We start from the raw sequence: 26,656 nt of genomic DNA, 5'->3' as shown, positions 1-26,656 counted from the left end.
GTGCCTTCTATTGGGAAATGAACGACTATGCCCCTGCTTTTGACTGGCATGAAATAACCACCACTGGTTGTTCCTGTGAAGCGGATACCTTAAACTAGAGACAACCACACATCTTTTACGATGGTAAACCTCTAAATATCCCAAAATAGTATAAGTGGAACATCGTTATAAGGATTCAAAGAGAATTTCAAATCAGTCTCTTTGGATCCTTTTCTTTTCCGCATATTTCCTCTGCAGACCTACCCCCTAGCTCACCAAGGCTAAAAAGCCTCTGCTTTTTTGTTATATTTACTAAGACCAATTTTCACGTGGGATTTTAAGCAGTACCATATCCCGTGATATTAATACTAATAAAGAATCGCCATCCTCTGACTATCTAGTTTAAACCAACCAAATAAATCTTCAATACAATGAGAAACGCAATGTTACTTTTCCTTCTGTTAATTGGACTCAGCAGTTGTAGAAACAATAAAGCCACTAAAGGGGCGCCACCAGAACTGGATTCCACAGAACTTAGCAGCAGTAATGAAGAAGGAGTTAGAATGATCCCCATAACTACCTCAGTGGGTGAATTTAAAGTCTGGACTAAAAAAATGGGCAACCACCCCACCATGAAAGTGCTGTTATTACATGGGGGACCTGGTGCCACCCATGAGTATTTTAAAATTTTTGACGAATACTTTCCAGAAGCAAACATTGAATATTACTACTACGACCAATTGGAGTCGGCCCACTCAGATCAGCCCAATAATAAGGCACTTTGGACCGTGGACAGGTATGTGGACGAAGTGGAGCAGGTACGGCAAGCCTTAGGGTTAAACAAGGACAATTTCTACCTTTTGGGTAGTTCCTGGGGAGGCCTCCTTGCAATGGAATACGCCCTAAAACATCAGGAAAACCTAAAGGGACTCATTGTTTCAAATATGATGGCTTCCATTCCTGCCTATATTACCTATGCCAATAAAGTACTTGCCCCTCAATTAGACCCAAGTATCTTGCAGGAAATAAGGGCCTTGGAGGCTGCGGAAGATTATGCCAATCCTCGGTATACAGAACTGATACATACCCATTATTATCCAAAACATGTGCTACGCCTACCTTTAGATGAATGGCCAGAGGATGTTAATAAATCCATGTCTAACATCAACCAGGATCTTTACGTCACCATGCAGGGACCTAGCGAATTTGGAGTTGTGGGCGATGCTAAGTTAAAGGATTGGGACATTACCTCGAAACTTTCCAAAATAACCGTCCCCACCCTTACAATTGGTGGTGAATACGACACTATGGATCCAACCCACATGGCCTGGATAGCTACGGAGGTTCAAAACGGACAATACCTCCATTGCCCCAATGGAAGTCATTTTGCGATGCACGACGATGCCGAAAATTATTTCAGGGGGGTCCTTGATTTTATTAAAAGGGTAGATCGGGGAAATAAAAAGGAATAGATTAGGGGCAATTTTGGGATTGATATGTAACCTTTGTAACAGAACAACTATCTAAAAAGGACCATATTTGCAGTCCTAAATAAAAGTAATATTAGTTATGGAATGGATTTTAGAACCTTGGCCGTGGTATGTAGGCGGCCCTTTGATTGCTGCTACCATGTTTACATTGTTATATGTAGGTAGAAACTTTGGTATGTCTGCTAACCTAAGAACTTTGTGTACGATTGGTGGCGCCGGGAAAACCAGCAACTTTTTTCGTTTCGACTGGAGAACTCAAAAATGGAACCTCTTGGTAATGATCGGGGCGGTTATTGGCGGATTTATAGGATCCCATTACCTATCTAACAATCAAGTACCGGACCTCAACCCAAAAACGATTGAACAACTACACAATTCAGGTTTTGAAAGTGCAGGTAGTGCCTACGTTCCTACTGAATTATTTGGTGAAGAAGCATTCTCTTCTCCAACTACCTTAGTGCTATTGCTCTTGGGCGGATTATTGGTTGGTTTTGGAGCACGTTACGCTGGAGGCTGTACTTCCGGTCATTCTATATCGGGCATTAGTAACTTACAATTACCGTCCCTTATTGCCACCGTTGGTTTCTTTATAGGCGGATTGATTATGGTACATCTTATATTCCCCATTTTATTTTAAGGGTAGTTAAACAAGACTTCAATCACCCTAGTGATCATTAAAACATGATACTATTCTAAAAAAAGCATAAGAACAATGAAAAATATAATTTATCCCATCATCGGCATATTCTTCGGAATCGTCCTTTTTAAGTCCGAAGCGGCATCTTGGTTCCGGATCTATGAAATGTTCAACTTTCAGTCGTTTCACATGTATGGTATAATGGGATCTGCCCTAGTATTGGGTATCATTATTGTACAATACATCAAGAGAAAAAATATAAAAGACGTAAATGGAAATCCTATCATTATAGCGGATAAGGATAAAAGTATCTCCCGGTATTTAATTGGAGGCATCTTATTTGGTTTAGGCTGGGCATTGGCAGGCGCTTGCCCAGGTCCCATGTATGTTTTAGCCGGAGCAGGTTACTTGCCCATCTTTATTGTTATACTAGGAGCTCTTTTAGGCACCTGGTTCTATGGCATGTTAAAGCATAAATTACCCCATTAATGGGTATTGCCGTCGCTGTTAATATGATTTAACTCAATTGAAATTGAGGATGAAAATCCGCTAAGAAGCAACACTTTCAGCTCCTTCCCCTACCCACGGGAAGGAGCTGTTTATTTTAAAGCTACTGCATTCTAAACTGGCCTGGTTAAAAAGGGGGAGGCACCCCTTTTTATATACCAATTATCTCCCCTGTTTCCATATAGAAACTTCCGATATTCCTTACAGACTCCATCCTACCACCTATAAATATCCCCCTCTGTAACCTATGTTACCCGGCAAAGAAACAAGGTGATATAACTTTGTCCTTATAAAATTAACGGATTAAGAATAATGGAAATTTCAAATTTAATTGGATATGCATTGGCTGTTTTGGTGGGCACCTCTTTAGGGCTAATAGGCAGTGGCGGATCTATACTCACCGTTCCTATTTTAGTATATATAATGGCTATAGAGCCCGTATTGGCAACAGCCTACTCTCTTTTTATTGTAGGTTCTACTTCACTTATTGGGGGCATACAGAATGCACTTCAAAAAAAGGTAGATTTTAAGACTGTGCTCATATTTGGAATACCTTCTATTATTGCAGTATACCTCACCAGAGCTTTTTTGATACCCTTTATTCCTGAGGTGTTATTTTCCATCGGAGACTTCCAGTTTACCAAATCCATTGCTTTAATGGTACTCTTCGCTATAGTGATGATTATGACCTCCATCTCCATGATTAGGCCCTGTCCAAAATGTAACGATTCGGAATCGGCGGAGATTCGGTATAACTACCCAATGATTCTCTTTGAAGGCACCGTGGTAGGCGTGCTTACTGGCCTGGTTGGGGCCGGAGGCGGATTCTTAATTATCCCCGCATTGGTATTGCTAGCCAAGATGCCCATGAAATTAGCTGTAGGCACCTCATTATTTATTATAGCAGCAAAATCTCTCATCGGATTTACAGGGGATCTGCAAGGAGGAGGAGCCATTGACTGGGGATTGCTGTCTACTTTTACCGGCCTATCTGTGGCTGGTATATTTATTGGCATCCTCATATCCAAAAAAATTGAAGGGAATAAACTCAAAACAGGCTTTGGCTGGTTTGTACTACTTATGGGTATCTATGTGCTTATTAAGGAGTTATTTCTATAGGAGGTAATTTTCACCTTTCTGCACCACTTACTATAAGCACTGTAACCTAAGTTACTTATTACCTTAAGATCTCTTCGTATTTTTACTATACAAGGGAGCGATGCTTGCAAAAGCAGAATCACATCCCCTTATGTTGCCAGCTACCACGGTATTATAAGTTTGCAAACTGAAAGTGAGCAGGCAGCAATGAGTATTAAAATTTTGATCAATCGATAAAAAATAACGAGATATGTTTTTTAAACACGTATATGATAAAAGTTTAGCGCAAGCCAGTTATGTGGTTGGATGTCAAGCAAAAGGAGTAGCCATCGTTATAGATCCGCAACGGGATGTAGATGTATACCTTCGTATAGCTGAAGAGAATAACTTAAAGATAACACATATTGCCGAAACCCATATTCATGCAGATTTCCTTAGTGGATCTAGGGAACTGGCAGCAGTGACAGGAGCCTCCTTATACCTATCCGATGAAGGTGGAGAGGATTGGCAATACGAGTTCCCCCATATAGGATTGAAGCATGGAGAGATCATTAAGCTGGGGAATTTAAGCCTAGAGGTATTGCATACCCCTGGACATACCCCAGAAAGCATCAGTTTTTTACTAACCGACCACCCAGCAACAGATGAACCGGTAATGGTTTTCACGGGCGATTTTGTTTTTGTGGGAGATATTGGCCGTCCAGATTTATTGGATAAGGCTGCTGGACTAAAAGGGACACAAGAACAGGGAGCCAAACAAATGTACGAATCTATCCAGCGATTTGCAGAACTGCCTGCCCACATTCAAGTTTGGCCAGGTCACGGAGCGGGATCAGCTTGCGGGAAAGCCTTAGGGGCCGTTCCAAGCTCTACCGTAGGATATGAAAAAATTCGCAATTGGGCCTTCCAATATGAGCGTGATGAAAAAGGTTTTACCGACTACCTCTTGGAAGGCCAACCAGAGCCTCCCAAGTATTTTGGCATGATGAAGCATCTGAACAAAGTTAATCGCCCTCTATTGGTAGCAGTCCCAAAACATCCTAAACTGAATAAAGAGGAGTTTTTAACTGCCTATAATCATGGATTAACCGTGATAGATACGCGGAATAAAACAGATTTTTCCACTGGATTTATTCCAGGCAGTATCAATATACAAGGGAACAACTCGTTTTCTACCTGGGCCGGTTGGGTATTAAACTACCAAGAACAGTTTATACTTGTTGCAGAGGACAATCAGATGGAAGACCTCACCAGAAAACTAATGCGTATCGGGTTAGATAATATCTACGGCTTTATTTCTGATGTAGATGATTTAGGATTGGAATTACAAACCGCCGATGTAATAGGCATCGAGGCCTTTAAATCTTACGTGGAAGAAGAGCAGGCACAGATTGTAGATGTGCGTGGAGTAAGCGAATACGAAACAGAGCATGTAAAAGGGGCCGATAATGTTTTTGTAGGGACTCTGCAAGACAACCTAGATAAAATAAATAAGGACAAACAAGTAGTAATTCACTGCCAAAGTGGAGATAGAGCTACCGTTGCCTACTCCTTACTGCGAAAAAATGGCTTCGACAAGGTGAAAAACTATTCGGGCGGAATGATGGAATGGAAGGAAGAAGGGAACAATGTAGTTTAATAAAAACCTGTGAAAACGGAGTTATTAGAAATGATATGCAATATACGTAATAATTGGAGTCTGTTTCGCCTCCTTAGATTGGCAATTGGCCTCTACCTCTTGGTAGACGGACTAAAGACAGGAATGTGGCTATTAATTGCAATAGGAGTTGCGTTTACTGTAATGCCCCTACTGAACATTGGCTGCAGTGCCATCGGAAACTGTGCCATTTCACCAACGAAGGAAAGTAGTTCCAATGCGGAAGAGGTTACCTATGAAGAAGTAAAAACAAAATGATGTAGATTGGATCAGTGACCTTATGGTCCTATAAATAAAATAGAGAAATGGCCTTCCTAACAAAGATACTGCTTACGACAAGCTATTAGGAAGGCCTTTTTGTATTATTTATGGATAATCCCGATTAGATGGTGCTCATTTCCGCTAGTTATTCTTTAGTGAGCATAAAAACGCCTCCAGCTTGTTTCAGGGTCATTTGATTGGTTGCAGGTTCAAATTCCATAACGATCCCTGCTTGATCGAATTTAAAGGTATCCTTATCGGTTGCGTCTAAGGGGAATGACGGCTGACCCGTAGCTTGTGCCACTAAAGTACCTTCCGATTTTGTTATCGTTACCTTCAAGGGGAAACCATCACTAGAGTACACCCCTAGATACTGGTCTAGATCTTCGGAGCTTAGTTCGTAGGTACTAAATGTGGGAACCTCAAAATTTTGATTAAAAAGAGCGCTTAATAAGGCTATAGCTATATCATTATTGTTAAAATTAGAACCATTGGAGGTTAAAGCAAAAGCACTTTTCTCTTCTGGAAAATACCCAAACATAGAACTAAACCCATCTATTCCCCCAGTATGACCAAAACTATATCGCTCATAAAAAGGCATTTTAAAAAGACCCAATCCATAGTTGTCTTTTAAGGTCTGCATTTTGGCCACATTTTTCTCAGAAATAATTTTGAAGGTAAATAGCGCTTCTGCAAAGACTAGGATATCGGTTGGGGTAGATACGATACCTCCCGCTCCCAAAGGAATGGACATATCTGTTTCCGTTTCCTTATTCCATTCCCCACTATAGGAGTTGGTTTCGTTATTACTGATATCGATCTTACCCCCGAGATAGGTGTTTTTTAGTCCCAAAGGGGCTGTTATTTTTTCGGATAAAATAGCTGCGAACGATTTATTGTACAGTTTTTCCAGAATAAAAGAGAGGAGTACATAATTTGAATTACTATACTCGGATCTGGTATTTGGCTCAAATACACTTTCATATTCTGAAATAATCGATAGCAATTCCGCTTCGCTTTTAGGCACGGTACGATAGCTTAAATAGGCTGGGTCATTGGTGAAATTATAGATTCCGCTTCTGTGGTTCAGCAGATCGGCAATCGTAATGACATTACTATTTTTTATTGTTGGAAAATAGGTTGCCAACCTTTGATCCAATGTTATCCTATCTTCTTCAATCGCTTTAAAAACAAGGGCAGCCGTAAACGTTTTTGAAATAGACCCAATTCTATACTTTGTATTATCATCTGGCTTTTTCATTGTTTCAATATCGGAGAAACCAATTTGTTTGGTGTAAATGATCTGCCCATCTTTCATAAGGGCTACGCTCCCCATAAACTTATTGTTAATCGCTAAGGCGCTGTAGTAATCATCCAACTTATCACGATCAATAGTTTGGGATATACTAGTCTCTATTGAAAACACTACTAGTAATAATAAAACGATTTTCTGATTCATAGAAAAGGGTTCTGAAATTAATAAGGTTCCATACGCCTATGGAAAACACTCTAGGTCTCTTAAAAGTATGAAAATAATCCCATATCCATCCTTCCCACGACACCACTATTGGAATCGCCCTCTAACTTTAAGGAGCACCCCTGTCTTTTAACAAAGCTTTAGCGTGCAAAACGCAGCCTTACACGCCCAAAAATAAGGCCCTTCCAATTGTTTGTGTATTTTTGCAGGCGACTTAAATGAAAGGGACAGGTTTGCATATTAAAAATCTACAACGGGTTATTTTCCTATTGGCCGTTTATGTGGCCTTAACCCCCTGTTCTATAAAAGAAACCATTTTTGGTTACTTGGATGTTGCTTTTGAGCGACCCCTTAACAAAACCAGAACAGTACAGGCTAGCAATACGGTTTGCGAGCTGAGTATCCTAAGTGCGCCTACCCTTTTGGAAAGCAATACCCCAGCAGCGGATATTCTAATTCCAAAAACCGCAATCACTTCCCCTATTATTTTAGCAGGCTGTAAAAAAGTAGCCCTAAAACAATATGCTAAAAGAACTACGGGCAACAGCCCACCCCTCTACATATTATATAAACGATTGAGATCTGACATAGCCTAAACACTTCTTTCGCTATTCAAATTTTTAATACAATCGTTTAAATAATATCTTTTTCATGAATCAGAATAAAAATGATCAGTCACAAAGTATGGCTGGTCTCTTTACATTGGCTATTCGCTTAGTTGTGGGTTGGACTTACTTTTCCGCGTTTTGGCGCAGATTGGTAATAGATAACAAACTAAACCCCGAAGAAGCAGGTTATATAGGGGAGAAATTCAACCACTTTTTGCCTAATGCACTAGGCATTGGCCCCCTAATAGAATACTTGGTGACAAATCCAGATACCCTTTGGTGGGCCATGGTGACCTTTACCATTATTGAAGGAATTGTAGGCTTATTTATTATGCTGGGCCTTTTTACTAGGTTAATGAGTATTGGCGTCTTTAAACTGGCAATGGGAATCTTATTAGGTGCTGGTTGGATTGGCACCACCTGTTTGGACGAATGGCAGATTGGAGTGCTCGGTATTGCCACCGGATTTACCCTATTCCTTAGTGGGAGTGGAGCTTACTCTCTAGACCAGTATTTTATAAACAGGAAAGCAAGGTTTACCCGACCTAAATGGTTTGCCTGGTTGGGATCTGGCAACTTACCCATTACTAATATTAAGCCTATTGTATTAACCGGGGCATTGGCCATATTTGCTTTGACCCTATTTACCAATCAATACTTCCACGGGGGCATTTTTGGGACGCTTCACAACAAATCGGTGAGGCCAAAGTTGGAAATCAGTAATTCCCACCTTTCTAAGGATTCCTTGCAATTTGAGGTATTCCGGGTAGAAGGAGCCGATGTGTACGGATCGTTCCTGATTGGCATACAACTGCTAGACCAAAATGGCAATATTCTCTTGCATAAGAACGGGTCCGATTTAGCCCTTTTCCCTACAGAGAATATCCGAAATCACTATGTGGCCAAGATAAAACCAGGTAAGCACAGCCTTGTCATCCCTCTGGGCGCAAAGGCCGACCTCTCTATGGACTTAGGAGAACCCCCCCTAAATAAAGGGGAATCCTACACCTTAAGGCTAATAGATATTAGTGGCCTGGAATGGGATCTTGAAATGGTTTATTAACGATAAACTGATTAAATGTAGCTACAAAATGGCTTCCGGGATTTCCCAGAAGCCATTTTTGTTTTTAAAGAATAAGCCCCCTAGACAGCTAGTCGCACCTTTTATAGAATCAATATAAAATGCAATGAGGACAAGATAAATGGTTGCCTTCTATTATTTTGTCCGTGCTATTTCAAAAAATATGCTAGCCCGATGATATTTATACCCTTCATATGACAGAAGACCGCAGCAAATTTAAACTAAAAGACATCCCATCCCTTATAGTAGATACATACAAGGCATGGATGGCCAATGACCCGTGGCGCTTAAGTGCAGTGGTAGCCTATTATGCCGTATTATCCCTCCCCGCACTCTTGGTAATCATTATCAATATTGTTGGATCTATTTGGGGGGTGGATATTGTTCAAGGTCGGCTAACAGATGAGTTTTCTTCTGCCCTGGGTAGGGAGGCGGCAACCGCTATTGAAGGTATCATTTCCGAAACTCAGCACGAGAAGAAAAATCTTATTTCCACCATCATAGGGATAGGAACCTTGCTTTTTGGAGCCACAGGAGTTTTCTATCAATTAAAAATATCCCTCAACCAAATTTGGCAAGTACGTCCAGACCCCAATGCCAGAGTATGGAAACTAATTACCGACCGTGCCCGAAGCTTTGCCTTTATTTTAGTTATTGGCTTTCTATTGTTGACCAGCTTTATTCTCACTGCGGCCATTAGTGCCCTTAACAGCTATATAAAAAAACTATTCCCAGATCTGGTCCTATATATAGCCTATCTGATGGACATCCTCATCTCTGTAGGTATCATTTCCGTATTGTTTGCGCTGATGTTTAAATACCTACCGGACGTAAAAATTAAATGGAAAACGGTTTGGAAGGGTGCCATTCTTACCTCCGTTCTTTTCGTGGTGGGCAAAACCTTATTAGGCCTCTATTTTGCCGAAGCAGCACCAGGATCTACCTATGGTGCGGCCGGTACCGTAGTGCTTATACTCTTATGGGTATCCTATTCTTGCCTCATCCTCTTCTTTGGGGCGCAGTTCACCTATATATACGCCAGACGTTACGGGCAAGGCATCACTCCCAGCAGTGTCGCAAAAAAAATAAAGTCCACCTCTTAAATGGCGAACCTGGCTAGCAGCATGATAGCTGCCCCTTAAAGACGGGATTATATAGAGCCTTATTTTTTTATTGGTACTGACACCCTACTAAAGACAGGAAAGCCATAGCAAATGCATTAATATATTGCTGATTTAAGACAACCCAACACTTTAATAGTTTATACTATTGCGATACCATAAGGTTGGTAGATTACAATGCACCAGTGGGAACAACTATAAAGAATAAAGCACCTTAATAACCATACCCAAAACTAGCATTCCCAATGCTCCCCACTAGGTAACTACCCAACATATTTTTCATCATGGGAACCAAAAGGTCTTCAAAAGTTTGACCTATGGGTTTTCCGTAAATCAAATAGCCTTTAATTTTATTTAAATCATAAAAAACATGACTACCACCGAGAAGATACAATTAGAGAAGATAGCAGATGTAGAACATGAGATATTTGCTTTACTTAAACAGCGTTATAGCCCAAGAATTTTTAAGGATAAAAAAATATCCAAAAACCAATTACAGCAACTTTTCGAAGCCGCACGATGGTCTGCGAGTTCTAATAACTTACAGCCATGGCGTTTTTTATACGCCGAAAAAAATACGGACACCTATAACGACATTCTGGATTGCTTAAGCGATTTTAATAAGCAATGGGCTTCCAATGCCCCCTTATTGATGTTGACCGCCTATAAGGAAAGAACAGACCAAGGGAAAGAAAATTTCCATGCCCTGCACGATTTAGGGCTTTGCTTGGGCGGAATGACAGTACAAGCCCAATACATGGGGATTGGTGTACACCATATGGCCGGAGTGGATTGGAAAAAGGCCCATAAAAAGTTCGATATCCCAGAGGGATTTCACGTGACCACCGCAGTTGCCATAGGACATTATGGGGGCGATTTGGACGATTTGCCTACCGACTTACGCGATAAGGAAGTAGCTACTAGAAAGCGCATCCCCCAAACCGAATTCGCTTTTGAAGGAAGCTGGGGCAGCACCAAATAGGCAGTTATTGGAAACGGTGAAGGGCAGATAAAGCCGCTACCATATCAACTATAAAACAACCCTACCTACCACACCCCCTTAAATTCAAGGAGCTGGTAAGGTAGGGTTGGAATATAAGGATATGGCTATAGACAGACTCGTTCCTTATACTAGAGACAGCATCATAAAGTAAACCTACTTCCCAATATACACGGTCTTTTTATTGACAAACTCCAATATACCTTCCAAGGACAATTCTCGGCCGTAACCAGAAGCTTTAGTCCCTCCAAAAGGAAGTCTTGGGTCTGATTTTACAAGTTCATTAATAAAAAAGGCCCCATCTGGAATGTCTCCAATAAGTTTACGGGCGTCATCTAAATCTTGGGTAAACAACATAGTCCCCAATCCAAATCTGGAATTAGTAGCCAGCGCGATGGAATCTGCCCTATCCTTGGCTTTGATAACTGCTGCCACAGGACCAAAAAGCTCCTCGTCAAAGGCGGGCATTCCAGGTCTCACTCCAGTAAGAACGGTTGGCTCGTAATAGGCTCCGTCCCTGGTATTTCCCAAGGCGATTTCTGCTCCCATTTCTATGGACTTTGATACTTGCCCTGCGAGCTCCTCTGCCAAATCTTCCCTGGCCAGAACGCCAATATCCGTCTTCTTATCCATGGGGTCGCCCGATTTTAAGGATTTGATTTTATCCATGAATCTGGATAAAAACTCCTCGTATATTTCTTCCACCACAATAAATCGCTTGGCCGCAATACAGCTCTGCCCGTTGTTTTGCATGCGGGCATTGACCATAGTTTCCAAATATTTATCCAGATTGGCATCCTCCCACACCACACAGGCATTGTTGCCGCCAAGTTCCATGACGGATTGTTTTAGGTTCTTTCCTGCGATTCCAGCGATAGATCTACCTGCTTTTTCGCTTCCTGTAAGACTTACCCCTTGTACAATATCGCTCTCCAACACCATCTCTAACTGTTTGTGGTTTGCCAAAACTACTTGAAAGCAGCCCGCTGGATAGCCTGCATCTTGGAACAATCCTTCTATGGCCATAGCACATCCGGGAACATTACTGGCATGCTTTAATATTAAGGTGTTCCCAGCGGTAAGGGTTGGGACCGCACAACGCAATACCTGCCAAAAGGGAAAATTCCAAGGCATTATAGCTAATACACTCCCAATGGGATCGTAACTAATAAAACTTTCCCCCGCTTCGGTCTCTATCAGATCATCCGATAGAAAGTCTTCCGCATTTTCTGCATAGAACTCGCATACCCATGCACATTTTTCAACCTCTGCTTTGGCCTGACTTACCGGTTTCCCCATCTCTTTGGCCATCAATTCACTATAACGATCCTTATTCTCTAATAACAGGTCTCCCAATTTATGAAGAAGCGCTACCCTGTTTTCCAAACTCTCCTTTTTCCACTTTTGGAAGGCAGCACTAGACTTTTTTAATACCGCCTCAATGTCGGAGTCAGAGAACTGCTTGTATTTCTCCAAAACTTGATTGTTATAAGGATTAACTGAATCTATATTCGCCATAATTTTAAATTTAAATTTGCTTTAACATGGTTTTAATATGAACATTTATCTAATGTAGGCCCTAGGTAGCGTCCATGTCTTGGAAAATCTTTAAAATTCGCTCCCGATCCAAGGCATTGTCAATAGAATCTTGCACATCCTTTTTTAAAGCTTGGATCTCCATTCTTATCCCTTCCCGGTTTTCTTGGGATATTTGTGTATCGCGCTCTAAAAGTCCCAATGCCCCAATAAGGGTAGAAACTACAGAATTATCTTTTTTGGCATACAACCGTATAGGTTGTATTAATACCTGCATCAATTCCGAGGCTGTAATATTATTTTTTATTAGGACTATTTTCCCCTCCTCCAAAGTTATGGAGGTGATCTTAGGCAGGCGTAAAGTCCGATGTAATAAAGGGGTAAGTTTTGTTATAGCATCTATGGCAGTTCCGGGATCGTTTATACCCGGAGACATAGCCTTCACCGCTATCTCCATTAATTTTACCATCCCCCCAACACCATCGTTATGGTCGTCCCTGTTCATAGACAGCAGGCAACAAAACAGCAGGTCATCCAACTCTTTACCCTCTACCTTTTCCTTAATCCTTAACATGGGCGTCCCTTCCCAGATATGGGCACCCAAATAAGGGATAACCTCTATTTGGTTTCCCTGGGATACAAAAGATGCAGGTAATAGGGAAGAGTCAAACCCCCTAAAATATCCTGTCTTAGGGGCGGGTATGGTTGTAAAATCATCTGTTTGGACCATTTGCAAGGCCACCTGAGCATCTTTGGCACGTGCTATCTCCTTATCGATTTGCCTATTGCTAGAATTATAAATATTCTCAATAATATTCTGAATTTGGATGGAAGTAGATATACTATGAATAAAGTACACAAATAATGCAACACAGGTAACACCCCAAATAGCGGCCAACATAGTGGAAAACCCCATGGAAGCGGAATCGATCCCTTGTGCCCCCAAAACAATTAAGAGAATTATACAATACAATAAGGTCCCAATATAGATCCCTAAAATAAACTGATGCTTTTTATTGGAAACCAAGCTAGGCAAAAGTCGTGGGGAAAAATTGGAGGAAGCCTGACTGAGCACTACCATCACCATAGTAAAGCTAAACACAGTAAGGGAAAGCACCCCTCCTACCAAGGTAGTTAAAATAGCACGGGCAGTCTCGTAGTCTGAAATAAAAAGATAGGGGATTTTTTCCTTTATGGAATGGGCCAGCTCCAAGTTTTCCACTTCTAAGACAGCTATGGCAAACACTAGAAATCCCAAACTGATAATCACCGGGTAAAATGCGATACTCTGCACCACCCTCCCATAGACTTCCTTGGTAAATTTTATAATAGACCGGAACATAGTATTGGCTGAATTAGATCTCTTAAAGATAGGGAATATAATAGGGTTTCGTGGCCCGTTTCAGCAAAATGCTAACACTAACAATAGGTTTCACCTATAGGTCTCTCTCCCTAATAGCGGTTACCGCCTTACTCATAAGAGGTAATATATAGTGGAATAAAGCACTTATAAAACCGATTTTACCTTTAATATTGAAATAGGAAAATTAGATTTACAACCATTAAGGTCGTATTGATTTTGCGAGTCTCTTTAAACCAAAAAGTTAAGCTACTAGGAGTAATTCACCGCACCTATTTTCATTGCGGATTAACATAAAAAATTGAATAATATTTTGGTTGGTTGTTTGAAAATGGTTCCGTTATCCAAAAATTTCGGAGCCATTTCTATTAAAAAATGCTTTACAATAATTATCTTATTCCTTCCAAACCTTAGAGAACTTATAAAACACCTATTACCGAAACCTATATTGTACATCAAATACTAATACTTTATGAAACTTAAATTGGGAGAAGCTTGGAGTGAAATGTTGAACAGACTGGAGTCTTGGGTAGATAGCCTCATCATTAATCTACCTAACTTTATTATAGCTATTGTTGTTTTTGTCATTGCTATATTCCTTTCCAAATACATTTCAAAACTCATCCTTAAACTGCTAGAAAGAAGCAGTATGCAAAAATCCATGAAGGCTGTCATCGCTAAAATAGTTTCCGTTTTAGTGATTTTAGGCGGGCTCTTCTTAATATTGGGCATCTTAGACCTCAGCAAAACCCTTAACACCATCTTAGCAGGTGCAGGGGTTGCAGGTTTGGCTGTTGGTCTTGCCTTACAAGGGGCTTTGGCCAATACGTATTCTGGAATAGTACTATCCTATATTGAGCAAATAAAATTTGGGGATTGGATAGAAACCAATGACTATGCGGGAGAGGTTACCAACATAGATTTACGAGCAGTAACCCTAAGACAGTCGGACAACAACGTTGTATTTATCCCCAATAAAATGGTCCTTGAAAACCCTATAAAGAACTATACCACCAACCCCCGATCCAAGGTAATCCTTAGCTGCGGGGTAGGTTATTCTTCGGATTTGGAATTTGTTCGCAGCCTGGTTAAAAAAACCCTTGGGGAGCATTTTAAATCCGTTGAACCGGAAGACGTTATCTTTCTCTACACGGAATTTGGGGATAGTTCCATAAACTTCGAAACCAGGTTTTGGATCGACTCTACCTCTGCCCTACAAACTAAAAAGGCAAAGACAGAGGCCATGATCGCCATTAAAAAGGCTTTTGACCAAAACGGTATCGAAATCCCATTCCCCATTAGAACCTTGGATTTCCCTAAGGACTTTAGAATGCCAAAACAGGATTCCTAGGCTTCCACAATTATTTACCCCAGCTAATTCCTTTATTGCCATGTACAATAAAATGCCAGCTGGGTTATCAGCCTAAGACACTACTTAAATAGCTTAATCCCCGGCTAACAGTCGGGGAGCTAAAGCAAATACTTTATAGGTCTAAGGTTAAAAAGATAAAGTTTCCTTTTACCATTATCCTCTACCTACCCCAATACCTTTGGAAGTATCTTTTCCGGTCTTTCAATGCATATTCAATGCTCTAGCACCACACTTACTTATAGATTGCAACTACCTTTAAATATAAAGCAACAGTACAGAAATGCAGGCGTTATACCTATTATTTTTTAAACATGGCAATGGGTCAAAAATTAATCCTATAGCGTTAAACTACTCTTGGTGAAGAACTTAACTTTAGGGTATGGATGCAAGGAAAAGAAGGGGCATCCAAGTTATTCAATACTAATTAAAATCGAAGATTATGAGTACATACACAGAGAAAGTAGGAGAAAAATTAAACGACCTATTGGAGAAAACCTATGATGCGGAAAAAGGGTATAGCAAGGCAGCCGAAAATACAGACCACGCCCTCTTAAAAGCTTTTTTTGAAAGAAAGAGCAAGGAAAGAAAGAATTTTGGCAACACCCTTAAGACTGAAATCCACGGCTTTGGACAGCAAGCTGAAAAAGGAGGAAGTATTACTGGAGCAGCACATAGAACATGGATGGATATAAAAGCATTCTTTTCTGCAGACAGTCCCGAAGCCATGATGGAAGAAGCCATTAGAGGTGAAAAAGCAGCGGTAGAGGAATATGAGGACGTACTTTCAGATACGAGTCTTCCTTCTAGCACCTCCAAAATTCTAACAGATCAAATGCACCAAATAAAAGCAGATTTAAATAGGATTAAGCGCTTGGAAGACCTGCGATAGAGTAGCTAAACCAATTCAGCATTCCTAATTCACTAACAGGGTGCTTGCCCCCTGTTAGTGAATTATTAAAAGAGCATGGAATAGGGTTATTAAACACCTTTTCTATGGTAATTAAGCAAAACCACAAGTGCTATCCCTCACCCAAAAGAACTATGTATTACAAGATATCCAATACAGCCAGCAGCACTACATTAAACGAAACCTTCCACACGCTATTTAAATACCCCCACCTCTATCAAAAACAATTAATGATAAACGGGATAGAGGAAGTAACCATTCCCATTATTGCGATGGAAGAAAGGAATTATATGGTTCCGGCAATGTGGGGCATGCTACCGGAAAATTATGAGGATGAGTGGAGTGTGTTTCAGGAAACATTTAATTCCCTCAATATTGCCGTCCCCTCCTTAGATAACCTCTCCTGGTGTACCGAGGCTTTAATTCAAAGAAGATGCCTAATCCCTGTTACCGGATTTTACACCTCCTATCTTATTGATGGGGAATTATATCCCTATTTTTTTCATAAAAAATCGAACCTCCCCTTTTGTCTCACTGGCATTTATAATAGAACCCTAGATGGTTTTTTAACCTGTACGGTACTTACAACTACCGCACGGGAAGAGTTGAAGCAAGTACACAACCTAAATGGCACGGTCCCTTTGATGCTCCCTAGGGACCAGCACCAAAGGTGGTTAGACCCCCACCTAAAGGATAATATCTTAGCCTCCTTATTAGAAGCTACGCCAGACTTTAATCTTGTGGGACACCCTATATCCAGAGAGCTGTTTAAAAACCAAATATCGTACACATCCATGCTTGCTCCAGTCTACTATAAAGCTGCTCCTACAACTATTATTCTTACGAAAAACAAGGAATTAATTCTTCCCTAGGCCCTCCCTCCATTCATTAAAAAACAGGCTACCTCCCTCTATCTGAGTTAATTATTAAAGCGATGGGATCAATAGAAATGTTAAATAATAATGAAATTTGTAAGGAAAGGGCGTGAGAATCGTGCTCGTAGTTATAAACCTAAAAACACATCATACTATGTTACGTTGGACAGTCACCTTTGTTATACTGGCAATAATTGCCGCAATTTTTGGATTTGGCGGAATAGCCGCAGGAGCGGCCAGCATCGCGAAAGTCTTATTCTTTATTTTTCTTATCCTCTTTGTGATTTCATTATTCACGGGAAGAAGAAAAGTTTAATCACATTTTAAACTTTTAGGTTGACCTAGAAATTGGAATTGGACCATTTGTAAAAATATAATTTAATTAATCTTAATTTTAATACGATGAGAAAATCAATCATTTACTTTCTGTTTGCACTATTTTTCGCTTCGTCCCTAGCTACTTTTACCGGATGCAGGGAAGAAAAGAAACCCGGAGAAAAAATTGAAGAAGGCATAGAAGAGGTTGGAGATGGCATAGAAGAAGGTGTGGATGAAATTGAAGATGAAATAGATTAATTTCTATCCACTAACGTCTAAAAAAATACCATTAACGGGCAACCTTCTATAAGAAATTTGTCCGTTTTTGTTTTAGTCCTCTACAATCACGATAAAACTAGCATTTAGTAATATTAATTATAAGAGGAGCCATTAGGACGGTTCCTCTTTCTTAAGTCCTATAAAAGTTATGAAAAACGAATTTGCCCAAAACGAAAAAGAAATAATTGACCGGTATGAAAAGAAGGGATACACTCAGAGTTACTCTTTAACAAACGGACAATTGATGGACTTGGAGTCCAAGAAAAAATATGCCCCCAAGGATGTACATATTATTGCCGAACACCGCTTTGAAGGTATGACCAATCCCTCGGACATGTCCATCCTCTACGTAGTGGAAACCAAGAATGAAGGCAAAGGAACTGTTTTGGTTAATTACAATCCCTCAAAAAGCACCGAGATGGCTTTATTTTTCAAGGAAATTCCTAAGGAAAATTATCGCGATCAAGCATAACTCCCATTCTCAATCTAACTACCTCCTACCGCTCTATTGTAATGCCAACAACCATCAACTAGGAAAAATTGCACCTTCCTACGATCAATAATTTCATTGGATGGGAAAATTTTTCCACATTCCTCCCTTCCTATTTCATCCTAAATAGCGTGCTTATTAATTTCAGCTATAAACTTTAACTGCAACTTAAATCCCCATCAATCTCAAAAAAGCGTTGTGAGCTCGCATCGCACGGATAATTACGGTAAAAAGAAGGTTACATTAAATAAAAAATAATCATCTTTGTTAGAATAGGTGTTATATTTGTTATGCATCCAACTAATCTATTATCTATTGGCCTATATGAGAGTCTATGTAAAGTTCGATTTCAACAAAATATGCAAAGTAGTTTTGCGAGAGCAACTAGATGCCATTGGAGTTGAATATGAGCTTCAAGGGGTTGGGGAAATCTCGTTTAAAAGCGCACCCACCCAAGTAGAGATGCAAAAGATTGCCGATACTTTGGATCCTTATGGTATAGAGGTCGTAAACGACCAACAAATTGCGCTAGTACAACGTATTAAAGACGCTATCACCGAATGGGTGTATGATGGGGAAAATCCGAAACGCTATAATTTCTCCACCTATCTTTCGGAGAAACTGGACTATTCCTATACCCACTTATCATCCCTATTTTCGGAAACAACCTATTCTTCTATAGAAAATTTTATTATCCTAAAGAAAATAGATTATGCCAAGAGTTTAATGATAAACTCTGAGCACACCTTAACAGAAATCGCCTATAAACTTAATTATAGCAGTGTGGCGCATCTATCCGCCCAATTTAAAAAGACTACGGGACTAACCCCTTCCTCCTTCCAAAAGATAATTCGGAAAAGGAAGGAACGGGCAATAATGCAATAAATCCAATAAACTATGCCTCTTAACACGCTAAATATTGCCCTCGCCGATGACGATCAGGACGATCGTATTTTGTTTAAGGAAGCCATCGAGGAAATAAAGATCAAAACAAAGCTTTCACTATTTAAGGATGGGAAGGAACTAATGGATTATTTAGTACTTCCCAACGTGATATTGCCCGAAATTGTTTTTTTAGATCTAAACATGCCTATAAAAAACGGGATGCAATGTCTTAGTGAGATAAGGAATCACGACAAGCTAAAAGATTTACTGGTTGCCATATACTCCACTTCCTCTTCGGAAGCGGATATTGAAGAGACTTTTGTAAAGGGAGCTAATATTTACATCAACAAACCCAATAGTTTTGCTGCCTTAAAAGATGCCATTGAAAAGGTCTTACAACTAAATTGGCAATACCACACTTCTGCTCTAAACAGGGATAATTTTTTACTGCGGATTTAATTAAAGGGGTATGGCGCTAAAAAGATTGGTCTCTTCACCCAAGTTTTATGTAATAATGCTTATCGTAGCTACCGCGCTTTTAATTTTTATAGGAGGTATTAGCTATAAGCAAATAGATAGGTTGAACAAATCTGCGGAAGCGGTCTCCCGGATTATTGAGGTAGAGATACATATTAACCAATTATTCACCGCTTACAGCCAGATGCAGGCTGCGGAATTAAAAAATCACCTTCTTCAAGATTCCACCCGCCTATCATCTTACAGAGTATATAGGGACAAGGCCATGGATGCTATTATAACCTTGGAAGAACTGACCAAGAATAGGCCTAATCAGCAAAAAATTCTTGAAAGCATCAGTGTTTGGCAAGACAGCCTCTTTCTAGCATTAAATCAATTATCAGTGCACCCTCTAAAGAATCCTGTAAACGATCCGCAAGAGAAGGAAAAGATTGGCAAGGTATCCGCTACCATGACCCAGTTAAATTTACTGAGAAATCAATTGCAAAGGGCAGAACAGTCCGAATTGGAAAAGCGAAAAGCCCAATATGCTACGCAAATAACTCTCACGCCGCTCACCACGCTATTTCTGAGCTTTTTCGCCTTATGTATTTTTGTGGTTTCCTTTATTCAAATAAATATTCTTAGAAAGAAAACCACTAGGGCAGAAGAATTCCTAAAAAGTATCCTAGCCGGATCGGATAATATCATCGGTTATTTACTGCCTATTTATAATAATACAGGGGACCGAATCACGGATTTTAAAATTGCTTTTACCAATGAAAAAATAGAGTCTGTTTTAGGAAAAAACCCAGAAGAATTAGCCAACACCAAAGTATCTGAAGTAGTGCCTGCCTATCTAAGGGATAAGGTTTTCCAAGAACTTGTGCACGTAATGAAAGAGGGTGCTCCCAGGAAATTTGAGTCTTTTCTGAAGCAAAATGGTAGTACGCGATGGTTTAAAACAACCGCCACTTTAATGGATGAGGGCGTGCTTACCACTACCACGGATAGCACCACCGAAAAAGTGTACACCAAAAACCTAAAGCATCTCAATAAAAGGCTGGAGGAACGCAACAAAGACCTGGGGCAAACCAAGGCCTTTCTTAACAATATCTTGGAGAGTGCCAGTAACACGGTAAGTCATTTAGAATCCGTAAAGGACGAATCTGGAAATATCATCGATTTTAAATATCTATTTTCCAATAAGGAGATTGAAAACCTTACCGGTATTTCCCCTAATTCGTTAATTGGAAAATCCATTTCAGAAGTTTTTCCCCTAATCCATAGCAACGGGTTATTTGATCTCATGGTAAAATGCGCTACGGAAGGCAGCGTGGAAACCTTGGAAACCCAATACCACCTCATGGGAAAGTGGAAGTGGATCCATACCACCATCAATAAATTAAATACTGGGATTACGGTCACCTCATACGATACCACAGCTATTGTTAAAGCCCAACAGGAACTTCTGGAACTCAACGAACAGTTAACCATACAAAACTCCATCCTTAAGGATGCCGAATCGGTGGCCAAAATTGGCAGCTACCGTTGGGATGTGGCAACCGGCGAAGCTAGCATGTCTGACAATTTTTACCGATTATTGGAATGTGAAATAGATGAGTTTGTACCCACATTTGATAATTATCGCCCCTATGTGCATCCCAAGGACCAACGTATGTTTGAGGAAAAACTACAATATACCTTGGACAAAAAGCACGACAATGTATTTGTCTATAGGATTGTAACCAAAACAGGGAAAATAAAGCACTTCCAACATTCCGGACATTTTGTACAAGACAAATTTGTAGGAGTGGTAAAGGATATCACCAAGGAACTCAAAGATGCTCAAAAACTACAAGAAAGAAATCTAGAACTTAAAAGGTCTAATAAGGAATTGGAATCCTTTAACCGGGTGGCAAGTCACGATTTACAAGAACCACTGAGAAAAATACAAATTTTTATATCCAGGATTACCGAGGGGAATTTAGAAAAAAACTCGGAAAGAAACTTAGAGTATTTGCACAAGATAAGCTCTTCTGCCAACCGTATGCAAAACCTTATTAAGCATCTCTTGGCTTATTCCAGACTGAAAAAAAACAAAAAGGATCGTACCCTAATAGATTTAAATGAATTGGTAGAAAAAATCCTAGAAGATTATGAAGCTCCAATCAATGAAAAGAAAATTAACATTCTTCTCCATCCCCTTCCAGATATAAATGGCATCCCATTTCAAATAGAACAATTATTTAGCAACCTCCTCTCCAATTCCATTAAATATACCAGCGTATTGGAACCGCCCAGGATAGAAATCGGCTGCCAAAAGATAAAGCGCAAAAATATTGAGGACCACTTTCAAAAAAAGGCGGCCAACTATTACTGTATTACAGTAAAGGACAATGGAATTGGTTTTGACCCTACAAACGCAGAGAAAATATTTGGGCTGTTTCAACGACTTCATCAAAAAAACGAATATTCCGGGACGGGAATAGGCCTTGCCATCTGCAAAAAAATTGTTGAGAACCACCGTGGTCATATTGTAGCGGATGGCACTTTAAACAAAGGCGCCATTTTCCGTATTTACCTCCCTGCTTAACTGAAAATCGGCTCAGCTAACAGTTTATTTACATCCCCCTAGTACTTTTCATAAAAATCGAAAAAACTACCTCATTTCATCTTTTTTATGCGCTTATAGGTGAAAAATAGGTGTTTTAGCATAATTATATAACAGAAGTCTATAATTCTATAACACCATCGCCTCCCCTTTTGTCGAACTTTGTGAATAGTTAATAGATACTAACCCTTTAAAACTATACGGACCATGAAGAAATCTAAAGAAAAGCCATCCTTAAATTCAAAAGTTGGAAAGCGTTGGACCCTCGCTTCCAGAGTAGAGAAAGATACTTTTATAACGGATAATTTTATTATGGGCATGACCAATCAAACCACAGATTATAATTCCAACTAGCATAATTGCTTTGACGAGGGCACCAAACTTGTACAAATAGAACAGCGTTCCAATTGTCCAGAATATTATTCCTAATAGCAGTTATAATGCTTGTCATTTGGGCAATAGGCTTATTTGTACTCCATATAGGCATGTTAATACATTTTTTCTTACTACTGGCCGTATTAGCGATGATAATAAAAGTGGTAAGGGATAAGTAAGATTAAGAACCTTTAAACATACAACTATGAACACTATACACATATCCACCAGCAATTTAAAAGATATTTTTGATCAGTTACAACAAACTTTAGGAGGCACCTTAAAAGTTCGCCCGCAGGAATATAATTTGGTTTTGGACAACGCCATGGCGCGGGGTGTAATAACAGGTGTCTGTTTTAAAAGTCGAATATGTTTTTTGGAGTACGATGTAACTTTCAAGGAAGACACCTTGATTAACAGCTATGCCCCAGACACCAATCCGATACACTTTATGTATTGTGCAAAAGGGAAAATAACCCTTAGGTTTGAAAATGAATCTGACAAACATAGGTTGAATCAATTTCAGACAGGAATTTTCTCCAGTGTTCCCGCTAAGAAATCCCTCCTCTTTTTTGAAAAGGATGAGCAGGTAAGAGTTGCCAATATTATGGTAGCAAGCAACCACCAAGACTCCAAGGATGAAAGCATGGATCAATTAAGGGATAATCTTTTGAAAACTTTTATGCCTAAAGATGGCAAGGAGACCTATACCTACACGGGATCCTATAATTTAAAAATTGCAGAGCAGATGCAGCAATTGGCCGCTATCACTCAAAAAGGGCTGGTACGCCATTTATTGATTCAAGGAACCATTCATTTAATATTAGCCCAAGAAATACAACAACACAAGGAAGATCAAAAAAATGCAAAAAACAACTTTGGTTCTTTAACCAAAGACGAAATGGACGATATAAGGGAGCTTTCTAAATTTATACGAAACTACCCGGAAATTCAGTATAACCTAAAATACTTAAGTTCCAAATCTGGCCTATCGCCCGCAAAGCTTCAGGAAGGGTTTAAGCTCCTCCACAATAGGACCGTTACAGATTATATTAGGAATGTACGAGTGGAAACTGCGGAGCATATGATAAAAACTACCGACTTAAATATTTCCGAAATAGTTTACAGTGTAGGACTTACCAGTAGAAGCTATTTCTCCAAAATATTTAAAGAGCGCTATAACTGTAGCCCCAAATTTTACCAGGACCATCAAAAATCCATGGCGGTAACCGCATAGGAACCACTTTGGTAATAAAAACTGAAAAAACCGATCTCAAAGAGATCGGTTTTTTTGTCCTTATATCACAGACGTTGGCACCTCCCTGCTCCAAATTCCATAGTAACACTAAGTTGATGCTTTTTAGCATTCATCATTCCTAGATTACAGAAAACCAATTTTGATGAAGCCTCACTATAATTGCAGCAATGTTTATTACCTTTTTCGCATTATGCTCCTAACTAACTTCTAGTAGGATAGGGTTAAAAAACAATTCCACAGATAGTTTTCTGTGGAATTGTAGGAAGAGGGTAATGGTATTCCCCTAATTTATTTTAAGGAAGCTCGTAACATCCAGGACATTTGTTCGTGTACCTGTAAAATTCCCGTAATAAAATCTGCAGTACCTTCATCATTATGCGCTTCCGCATTTTCCCCTATACTTTTTCTAATAAATTTTATAATAGTGGTATGATCCTCAAGGAGTGCAGCCATTAGGGTAACACTATCGGTTTTCTCGGGCCGCTCGTCCTTTAAATGCGATAGTTCTAGAAATTCTCCCAGGGTACCGGGAGAATAAAAGCCCAACATCCGTATCCTTTCGGCCACCTCATCTACAATAGTCTCTATTTTATTGTATTCTTCCTCAAAAAACACATGCTTGGTATGGAAGTCTATTCCTTCCACATTCCAATGTGCATTCCTTAATTTGGTATACAGTAAATATTCATCGGCCAGAAGTTTTCGCAACATATCTACCACCGATTTTCTATTATCCTTATTGATACCTATAGATGTTTGTGCTGAATCCATTTTTATTACTTTTTAATTTTGTTTTAGTTATAACGGCAAGGTAAATCCAAGACAAAGAGTCCTTTGATCTGGAAAAATAAAATATTGCCCCAAACCCTAGTTGATAAAAAGTACCCCTATAGCATACTTTAGTCGGACTCCTTAATACCAGCTGCCCCTTCCCCACTTTGGATTCCCGAACTATCCCCACTTAGATAATTCACAAATTCTGTAGGGGTTTTAATCATTTTATAGGAACCTCCATTAATTACAATGGGATATGCTAATACAATTGGATTTTTATCAAGGATTTTTAAGCAATCCTCCCAATCCAGATCGCGTTTATCGCGCCCATAAAGTGCAACAAAATCTGGATGATCCATATCGATAAGCTCACACACTGTTATTCCTAAGTTATCGGCCATTTCTGCCCACTGTGTACCGGTTACTTTATTCTTTGCAATGTCTATTGCCAAGAGCTTTTTCTCGGAAGAAGTCACATACGCATAGGTCTGTTTTCCCAGGGAAGTCCCAGAATGATAGTAGAGTGTTATTTGTCGGTCGTCCTTCATTAGTACCCCCATTTTTATTTTTACCGAAAAGGTAAGTTAGCCTTAGGGATCACGGGATCTTTTTCCATTTTAATATTGACGCAATTAGTAGTTGCCTTGTTAATCTTTTTCACCATTTCCCGTAAGCGTACTTATCACCCCTTCCTTAACATTTTGCCATAAATAATTAAAGAAGGATTTGGTAGGATCTCGCCGGGCATAGATGGTCCCGTACCGGTAACCTTTTGGGTCTGCATTAGAACCGTCGTTGGTAAATATATTGCCTATGGCGGTGAGCAACTTATTTACCCCCGTTCTATCTTTCTGCAAGATCACAAATTTAAAATCCCGGTACTTCATTTTCATATCCCCGCTAGCACTCACTTCATCCCCACTAAAAGTAAAGTATAGCTCTTCTACCGCCCCCTTGGCCTCTGCCCTAAGGTTGGGACTTAGAAAAGGGTTAATACTATTGGCCTTCATATTGAGCAACCTACCAGAAACCAAAAAGGCATCGCTCTCATTCTGCGGCTCAAAACTCCAATCCAACTGCAGATCGGCCTCCCTCATCAGTTTAGCGCGAACCTGAACTTTCACCTTACCAGCATTCTTTTCAATGTTGGACACCTGGCTTATATCGGCATTTAAATCAGAAAAAATTATCTCACCAACTGCCACTCCTTCTGTTACTTTTTCTGCGTAAGAAACCAACCCTTCATTAATCACCAGCTGATCTATATGAAGCTGCAGTGGCAATTCACGCAGCATTTGGCTATACAATCGCTTATGTTTTAAGTCGTCACCAATCAATTTATCACGGTATAATTCCAAATTTGGGGCCTTCATGCTTGCACTCCCAATATGTAGATATAGTTGCTTCTTATTAAATCCGAAATCCAGATCGGAAAATTGCAGCTCTGGAATTAGTAGGTTGATATAGTCCCGTTCCACGGTTAAAACACGGGACAATTCTTTTTTGCCATACTTAGATTTTATTGCAAAATCCAATACCCCCATCCCGCTACTCCCATATGCCACCTTAGCTACATGGAGTGTTTCATAAGTACTGAGATCCATAGATAGTTGTTGAGCTACAAACTTGGGTTCTTGGTAGGAGAATGGGATGCTTTGCGCTAAACTCTCCCTACTAAGCTCCAAGCTCCTTAGGGAAAGATTAAAAGCATCTATCGCTAATTTTGGCCTATCGGAATCTTGCTGCAACTGGGTATACTTCCCCGCTTTAATGCTGAGGTTTTCCAAAATAATTTTATACTCCAAATCTACTACTTCCACATTCTTGGAGGCTTTTTTGGAGGTATGGTGATGGGGTGTATATGCTATCTCTGGTTGTTGTAACTCTAACTCTCGGATCACCACTTCCTTATTTATAAGCAAGTTAAAGTACCCCAGGCCTTTTAAATGCATAGCCTCTAGGTCTATACTGGTATGCACCAACCCACTATCTGGATCCAACAACGCTATGGCAACCTTATGTAAGTCTACGGATCCAGACAACACGTTCACCTTTAATTCGTCATAACTCAAATTAATATGCGTAGGAAGTTTACTATTCAGCGCCTTGGCTATTTTCGATTTCATCAGAAAATTTGCCCCCACCAATATTCCCAACAAAATGAAAATTGAAATTAAAATTGCTATATATATTTTTCTTCTGGGCATGGCAAATTGGTTTTTAAAGCTCCGTATAAGCCGC

At 39.8% G+C, this 26,656-nt stretch carries 29 protein-coding genes; 22 read left to right on the top strand and 7 right to left on the bottom strand.

All coding sequences use genetic code 11. The features are described 5' to 3' along the window. Window positions 1-410: 410 nt before the first annotated feature. From F1E73_RS10845 to F1E73_RS10820, 6 genes are all read left to right on the top strand, one after another. Entirely contained in the window at window positions 411-1,451 is a 1,041-nt protein-coding gene (locus F1E73_RS10845; protein ID WP_150451911.1) for a proline iminopeptidase-family hydrolase, read from the top strand. Between the two features lie 97 nt (window positions 1,452-1,548). Further along, window positions 1,549-2,106: a YeeE/YedE family protein gene (locus F1E73_RS10840; protein WP_086476681.1), complete on the top strand. Its 558-nt coding sequence runs from the start codon at window positions 1,549-1,551 to the stop codon at window positions 2,104-2,106. Window positions 2,107-2,181: 75 nt separating this feature from the next. Then, a complete protein-coding gene (locus tag F1E73_RS10835) occupies window positions 2,182-2,595 on the top strand; it encodes a DUF6691 family protein (protein WP_086476682.1) in 414 nt (137 codons plus the stop codon). Between the two features lie 330 nt (window positions 2,596-2,925). After that, window positions 2,926-3,732 (top strand): sulfite exporter TauE/SafE family protein, encoded by an 807-nt coding sequence (locus tag F1E73_RS10830; RefSeq protein ID WP_150451910.1) that lies wholly within the window; start codon window positions 2,926-2,928, stop codon window positions 3,730-3,732. 229 nt (window positions 3,733-3,961) lie between these two features. Next, window positions 3,962-5,350 (top strand): MBL fold metallo-hydrolase, encoded by a 1,389-nt coding sequence (locus F1E73_RS10825; protein ID WP_150451909.1) that lies wholly within the window; start codon window positions 3,962-3,964, stop codon window positions 5,348-5,350. Between the two features lie 9 nt (window positions 5,351-5,359). Further along, window positions 5,360-5,626, top strand: a complete 267-nt coding sequence (locus tag F1E73_RS10820; RefSeq protein WP_150451908.1) for a hypothetical protein — start codon at window positions 5,360-5,362, stop codon at window positions 5,624-5,626. 148 nt (window positions 5,627-5,774) lie between these two features. On the opposite strand, the gene F1E73_RS10815 is transcribed toward F1E73_RS10820, so the two are convergent. Then, window positions 5,775-7,088 carry a serine hydrolase domain-containing protein gene (locus F1E73_RS10815; protein ID WP_086476684.1) on the bottom strand — a complete coding sequence of 438 codons (1,314 nt, stop codon included), beginning with the start codon at window positions 7,086-7,088 and terminating at the stop codon, window positions 5,775-5,777. 251 nt (window positions 7,089-7,339) lie between these two features. Between F1E73_RS10815 and F1E73_RS10810 the strand changes: the two genes are divergently transcribed. From F1E73_RS10810 to F1E73_RS10800, 3 genes are all read left to right on the top strand, one after another. Beyond that, the gene (locus tag F1E73_RS10810; RefSeq protein WP_150451907.1) at window positions 7,340-7,702 is read left to right on the top strand and encodes a hypothetical protein; all 363 of its coding nucleotides are present in this window, start codon (window positions 7,340-7,342) and stop codon (window positions 7,700-7,702) included. 55 nt (window positions 7,703-7,757) lie between these two features. After that, window positions 7,758-8,777 carry a TQO small subunit DoxD gene (locus tag F1E73_RS10805; RefSeq protein ID WP_150451906.1) on the top strand — a complete coding sequence of 340 codons (1,020 nt, stop codon included), beginning with the start codon at window positions 7,758-7,760 and terminating at the stop codon, window positions 8,775-8,777. A 212-nt stretch (window positions 8,778-8,989) separates the two neighbouring features. Beyond that, entirely contained in the window at window positions 8,990-9,898 is a 909-nt protein-coding gene (locus F1E73_RS10800; RefSeq protein WP_086476687.1) for a YihY/virulence factor BrkB family protein, read from the top strand. A gap of 232 nt (window positions 9,899-10,130) precedes the next feature. On the opposite strand, the gene F1E73_RS18010 is transcribed toward F1E73_RS10800, so the two are convergent. Beyond that, entirely contained in the window at window positions 10,131-10,253 is a 123-nt protein-coding gene (locus F1E73_RS18010) for a hypothetical protein (protein WP_262714303.1), read from the bottom strand. 33 nt (window positions 10,254-10,286) lie between these two features. Here F1E73_RS18010 and F1E73_RS10795 point away from each other — a divergent pair, with 33 nt between their 5' ends. Beyond that, window positions 10,287-10,898, top strand: coding sequence for a nitroreductase family protein (locus F1E73_RS10795; protein ID WP_086476688.1), 612 nt, complete (start codon window positions 10,287-10,289; stop codon window positions 10,896-10,898). 174 nt (window positions 10,899-11,072) lie between these two features. On the opposite strand, the gene F1E73_RS10790 is transcribed toward F1E73_RS10795, so the two are convergent. Beyond that, entirely contained in the window at window positions 11,073-12,434 is a 1,362-nt protein-coding gene (locus tag F1E73_RS10790; RefSeq protein ID WP_086476689.1) for an NAD-dependent succinate-semialdehyde dehydrogenase, read from the bottom strand. Between the two features lie 61 nt (window positions 12,435-12,495). Further along, on the bottom strand, window positions 12,496-13,794 hold the full coding sequence (locus tag F1E73_RS10785; RefSeq protein ID WP_150451905.1) for a DUF2254 domain-containing protein: 1,299 nt from the start codon (window positions 13,792-13,794) through the stop codon (window positions 12,496-12,498). A 490-nt stretch (window positions 13,795-14,284) separates the two neighbouring features. Here F1E73_RS10785 and F1E73_RS10780 point away from each other — a divergent pair, with 490 nt between their 5' ends. From F1E73_RS10780 to F1E73_RS10735, 12 genes are all read left to right on the top strand, one after another. Then, the gene (locus F1E73_RS10780) at window positions 14,285-15,163 is read left to right on the top strand and encodes a mechanosensitive ion channel family protein (RefSeq protein ID WP_086476691.1); all 879 of its coding nucleotides are present in this window, start codon (window positions 14,285-14,287) and stop codon (window positions 15,161-15,163) included. Between the two features lie 460 nt (window positions 15,164-15,623). Further along, window positions 15,624-16,073: a ferritin-like domain-containing protein gene (locus F1E73_RS10775; protein ID WP_150451904.1), complete on the top strand. Its 450-nt coding sequence runs from the start codon at window positions 15,624-15,626 to the stop codon at window positions 16,071-16,073. A gap of 104 nt (window positions 16,074-16,177) precedes the next feature. Next, window positions 16,178-16,963 (top strand): SOS response-associated peptidase, encoded by a 786-nt coding sequence (locus F1E73_RS10770; RefSeq protein WP_086476693.1) that lies wholly within the window; start codon window positions 16,178-16,180, stop codon window positions 16,961-16,963. Window positions 16,964-17,120: 157 nt separating this feature from the next. Continuing rightward, window positions 17,121-17,282, top strand: a complete 162-nt coding sequence (locus tag F1E73_RS10765) for a DUF1328 family protein (protein ID WP_086476701.1) — start codon at window positions 17,121-17,123, stop codon at window positions 17,280-17,282. Window positions 17,283-17,368: 86 nt separating this feature from the next. Further along, the gene (locus tag F1E73_RS17620) at window positions 17,369-17,542 is read left to right on the top strand and encodes a hypothetical protein (protein WP_176328469.1); all 174 of its coding nucleotides are present in this window, start codon (window positions 17,369-17,371) and stop codon (window positions 17,540-17,542) included. A 169-nt stretch (window positions 17,543-17,711) separates the two neighbouring features. Next, on the top strand, window positions 17,712-18,035 hold the full coding sequence (locus F1E73_RS10760; protein WP_086476694.1) for a hypothetical protein: 324 nt from the start codon (window positions 17,712-17,714) through the stop codon (window positions 18,033-18,035). 342 nt (window positions 18,036-18,377) lie between these two features. Next, window positions 18,378-18,938 (top strand): helix-turn-helix domain-containing protein, encoded by a 561-nt coding sequence (locus F1E73_RS10755; RefSeq protein WP_150451903.1) that lies wholly within the window; start codon window positions 18,378-18,380, stop codon window positions 18,936-18,938. Between the two features lie 12 nt (window positions 18,939-18,950). Further along, window positions 18,951-19,397, top strand: coding sequence for a response regulator (locus F1E73_RS10750; RefSeq protein WP_086476696.1), 447 nt, complete (start codon window positions 18,951-18,953; stop codon window positions 19,395-19,397). 10 nt (window positions 19,398-19,407) lie between these two features. Next, complete coding sequence (locus F1E73_RS10745) at window positions 19,408-21,990, top strand: PAS domain-containing protein (RefSeq protein WP_150451902.1); 2,583 nt, start codon at window positions 19,408-19,410, stop codon at window positions 21,988-21,990. A gap of 225 nt (window positions 21,991-22,215) precedes the next feature. Beyond that, a complete protein-coding gene (locus F1E73_RS17615; RefSeq protein WP_176328470.1) occupies window positions 22,216-22,362 on the top strand; it encodes a hypothetical protein in 147 nt (48 codons plus the stop codon). A gap of 53 nt (window positions 22,363-22,415) precedes the next feature. After that, on the top strand, window positions 22,416-22,562 hold the full coding sequence (locus F1E73_RS18120) for a lmo0937 family membrane protein (RefSeq protein ID WP_223883413.1): 147 nt from the start codon (window positions 22,416-22,418) through the stop codon (window positions 22,560-22,562). Between the two features lie 26 nt (window positions 22,563-22,588). After that, on the top strand, window positions 22,589-23,620 hold the full coding sequence (locus F1E73_RS10735; RefSeq protein ID WP_086476698.1) for a helix-turn-helix domain-containing protein: 1,032 nt from the start codon (window positions 22,589-22,591) through the stop codon (window positions 23,618-23,620). Window positions 23,621-23,929: 309 nt separating this feature from the next. Here F1E73_RS10735 and F1E73_RS10730 read toward each other — a convergent pair whose 3' ends face one another. The 3 genes from F1E73_RS10730 to F1E73_RS10720 all read right to left on the bottom strand — a co-directional run bounded on the left by F1E73_RS10730 (window position 23,930) and on the right by F1E73_RS10720 (window position 26,541). Continuing rightward, window positions 23,930-24,412: a Dps family protein gene (locus F1E73_RS10730; RefSeq protein ID WP_086476699.1), complete on the bottom strand. Its 483-nt coding sequence runs from the start codon at window positions 24,410-24,412 to the stop codon at window positions 23,930-23,932. Window positions 24,413-24,540: 128 nt separating this feature from the next. Next, entirely contained in the window at window positions 24,541-24,963 is a 423-nt protein-coding gene (locus F1E73_RS10725) for an arsenate reductase family protein (protein WP_191089007.1), read from the bottom strand. A 99-nt stretch (window positions 24,964-25,062) separates the two neighbouring features. Next, window positions 25,063-26,541 (bottom strand): hypothetical protein, encoded by a 1,479-nt coding sequence (locus F1E73_RS10720; protein ID WP_150451901.1) that lies wholly within the window; start codon window positions 26,539-26,541, stop codon window positions 25,063-25,065. Window positions 26,542-26,656 lie beyond the last annotated feature (115 nt).

Source organism: Arenibacter lacus (assembly GCF_008711145.1).
Lineage (GTDB): Bacteria > Bacteroidota > Bacteroidia > Flavobacteriales > Flavobacteriaceae > Arenibacter > Arenibacter amylolyticus.
This window is presented reverse-complemented; position numbering and strand designations above follow the sequence as displayed.

Coding starts and splice junctions, on each gene's coding strand:
- F1E73_RS10825 (WP_150451909.1), top strand. CDS start 3,962: ATGTTTTTTAAACACGTATATGATAAAAGTTTAGCGCAAGCCAGTTAT.
- F1E73_RS10760 (WP_086476694.1), top strand. CDS start 17,712: ATGAAAAACGAATTTGCCCAAAACGAAAAAGAAATAATTGACCGGTAT.
- F1E73_RS10745 (WP_150451902.1), top strand. CDS start 19,408: ATGGCGCTAAAAAGATTGGTCTCTTCACCCAAGTTTTATGTAATAATG.
- F1E73_RS10765 (WP_086476701.1), top strand. CDS start 17,121: ATGTTACGTTGGACAGTCACCTTTGTTATACTGGCAATAATTGCCGCA.
- F1E73_RS10770 (WP_086476693.1), top strand. CDS start 16,178: ATGGTAATTAAGCAAAACCACAAGTGCTATCCCTCACCCAAAAGAACT.
- F1E73_RS10800 (WP_086476687.1), top strand. CDS start 8,990: ATGACAGAAGACCGCAGCAAATTTAAACTAAAAGACATCCCATCCCTT.
- F1E73_RS10730 (WP_086476699.1), bottom strand. CDS start 24,412: ATGGATTCAGCACAAACATCTATAGGTATCAATAAGGATAATAGAAAA.
- F1E73_RS10720 (WP_150451901.1), bottom strand. CDS start 26,541: ATGAAATCGAAAATAGCCAAGGCGCTGAATAGTAAACTTCCTACGCAT.
- F1E73_RS10725 (WP_191089007.1), bottom strand. CDS start 24,963: ATGAAGGACGACCGACAAATAACACTCTACTATCATTCTGGGACTTCC.
- F1E73_RS10735 (WP_086476698.1), top strand. CDS start 22,589: ATGAACACTATACACATATCCACCAGCAATTTAAAAGATATTTTTGAT.
- F1E73_RS10815 (WP_086476684.1), bottom strand. CDS start 7,088: ATGAATCAGAAAATCGTTTTATTATTACTAGTAGTGTTTTCAATAGAG.
- F1E73_RS10755 (WP_150451903.1), top strand. CDS start 18,378: ATGAGAGTCTATGTAAAGTTCGATTTCAACAAAATATGCAAAGTAGTT.
- F1E73_RS10835 (WP_086476682.1), top strand. CDS start 2,182: ATGAAAAATATAATTTATCCCATCATCGGCATATTCTTCGGAATCGTC.
- F1E73_RS10790 (WP_086476689.1), bottom strand. CDS start 12,434: ATGGCGAATATAGATTCAGTTAATCCTTATAACAATCAAGTTTTGGAG.
- F1E73_RS10840 (WP_086476681.1), top strand. CDS start 1,549: ATGGAATGGATTTTAGAACCTTGGCCGTGGTATGTAGGCGGCCCTTTG.
- F1E73_RS17620 (WP_176328469.1), top strand. CDS start 17,369: ATGAGAAAATCAATCATTTACTTTCTGTTTGCACTATTTTTCGCTTCG.
- F1E73_RS10785 (WP_150451905.1), bottom strand. CDS start 13,794: ATGTTCCGGTCTATTATAAAATTTACCAAGGAAGTCTATGGGAGGGTG.
- F1E73_RS10830 (WP_150451910.1), top strand. CDS start 2,926: ATGGAAATTTCAAATTTAATTGGATATGCATTGGCTGTTTTGGTGGGC.
- F1E73_RS10795 (WP_086476688.1), top strand. CDS start 10,287: ATGACTACCACCGAGAAGATACAATTAGAGAAGATAGCAGATGTAGAA.
- F1E73_RS10845 (WP_150451911.1), top strand. CDS start 411: ATGAGAAACGCAATGTTACTTTTCCTTCTGTTAATTGGACTCAGCAGT.
- F1E73_RS17615 (WP_176328470.1), top strand. CDS start 22,216: ATGAAGAAATCTAAAGAAAAGCCATCCTTAAATTCAAAAGTTGGAAAG.
- F1E73_RS10750 (WP_086476696.1), top strand. CDS start 18,951: ATGCCTCTTAACACGCTAAATATTGCCCTCGCCGATGACGATCAGGAC.
- F1E73_RS10805 (WP_150451906.1), top strand. CDS start 7,758: ATGAATCAGAATAAAAATGATCAGTCACAAAGTATGGCTGGTCTCTTT.
- F1E73_RS10775 (WP_150451904.1), top strand. CDS start 15,624: ATGAGTACATACACAGAGAAAGTAGGAGAAAAATTAAACGACCTATTG.
- F1E73_RS10780 (WP_086476691.1), top strand. CDS start 14,285: ATGAAACTTAAATTGGGAGAAGCTTGGAGTGAAATGTTGAACAGACTG.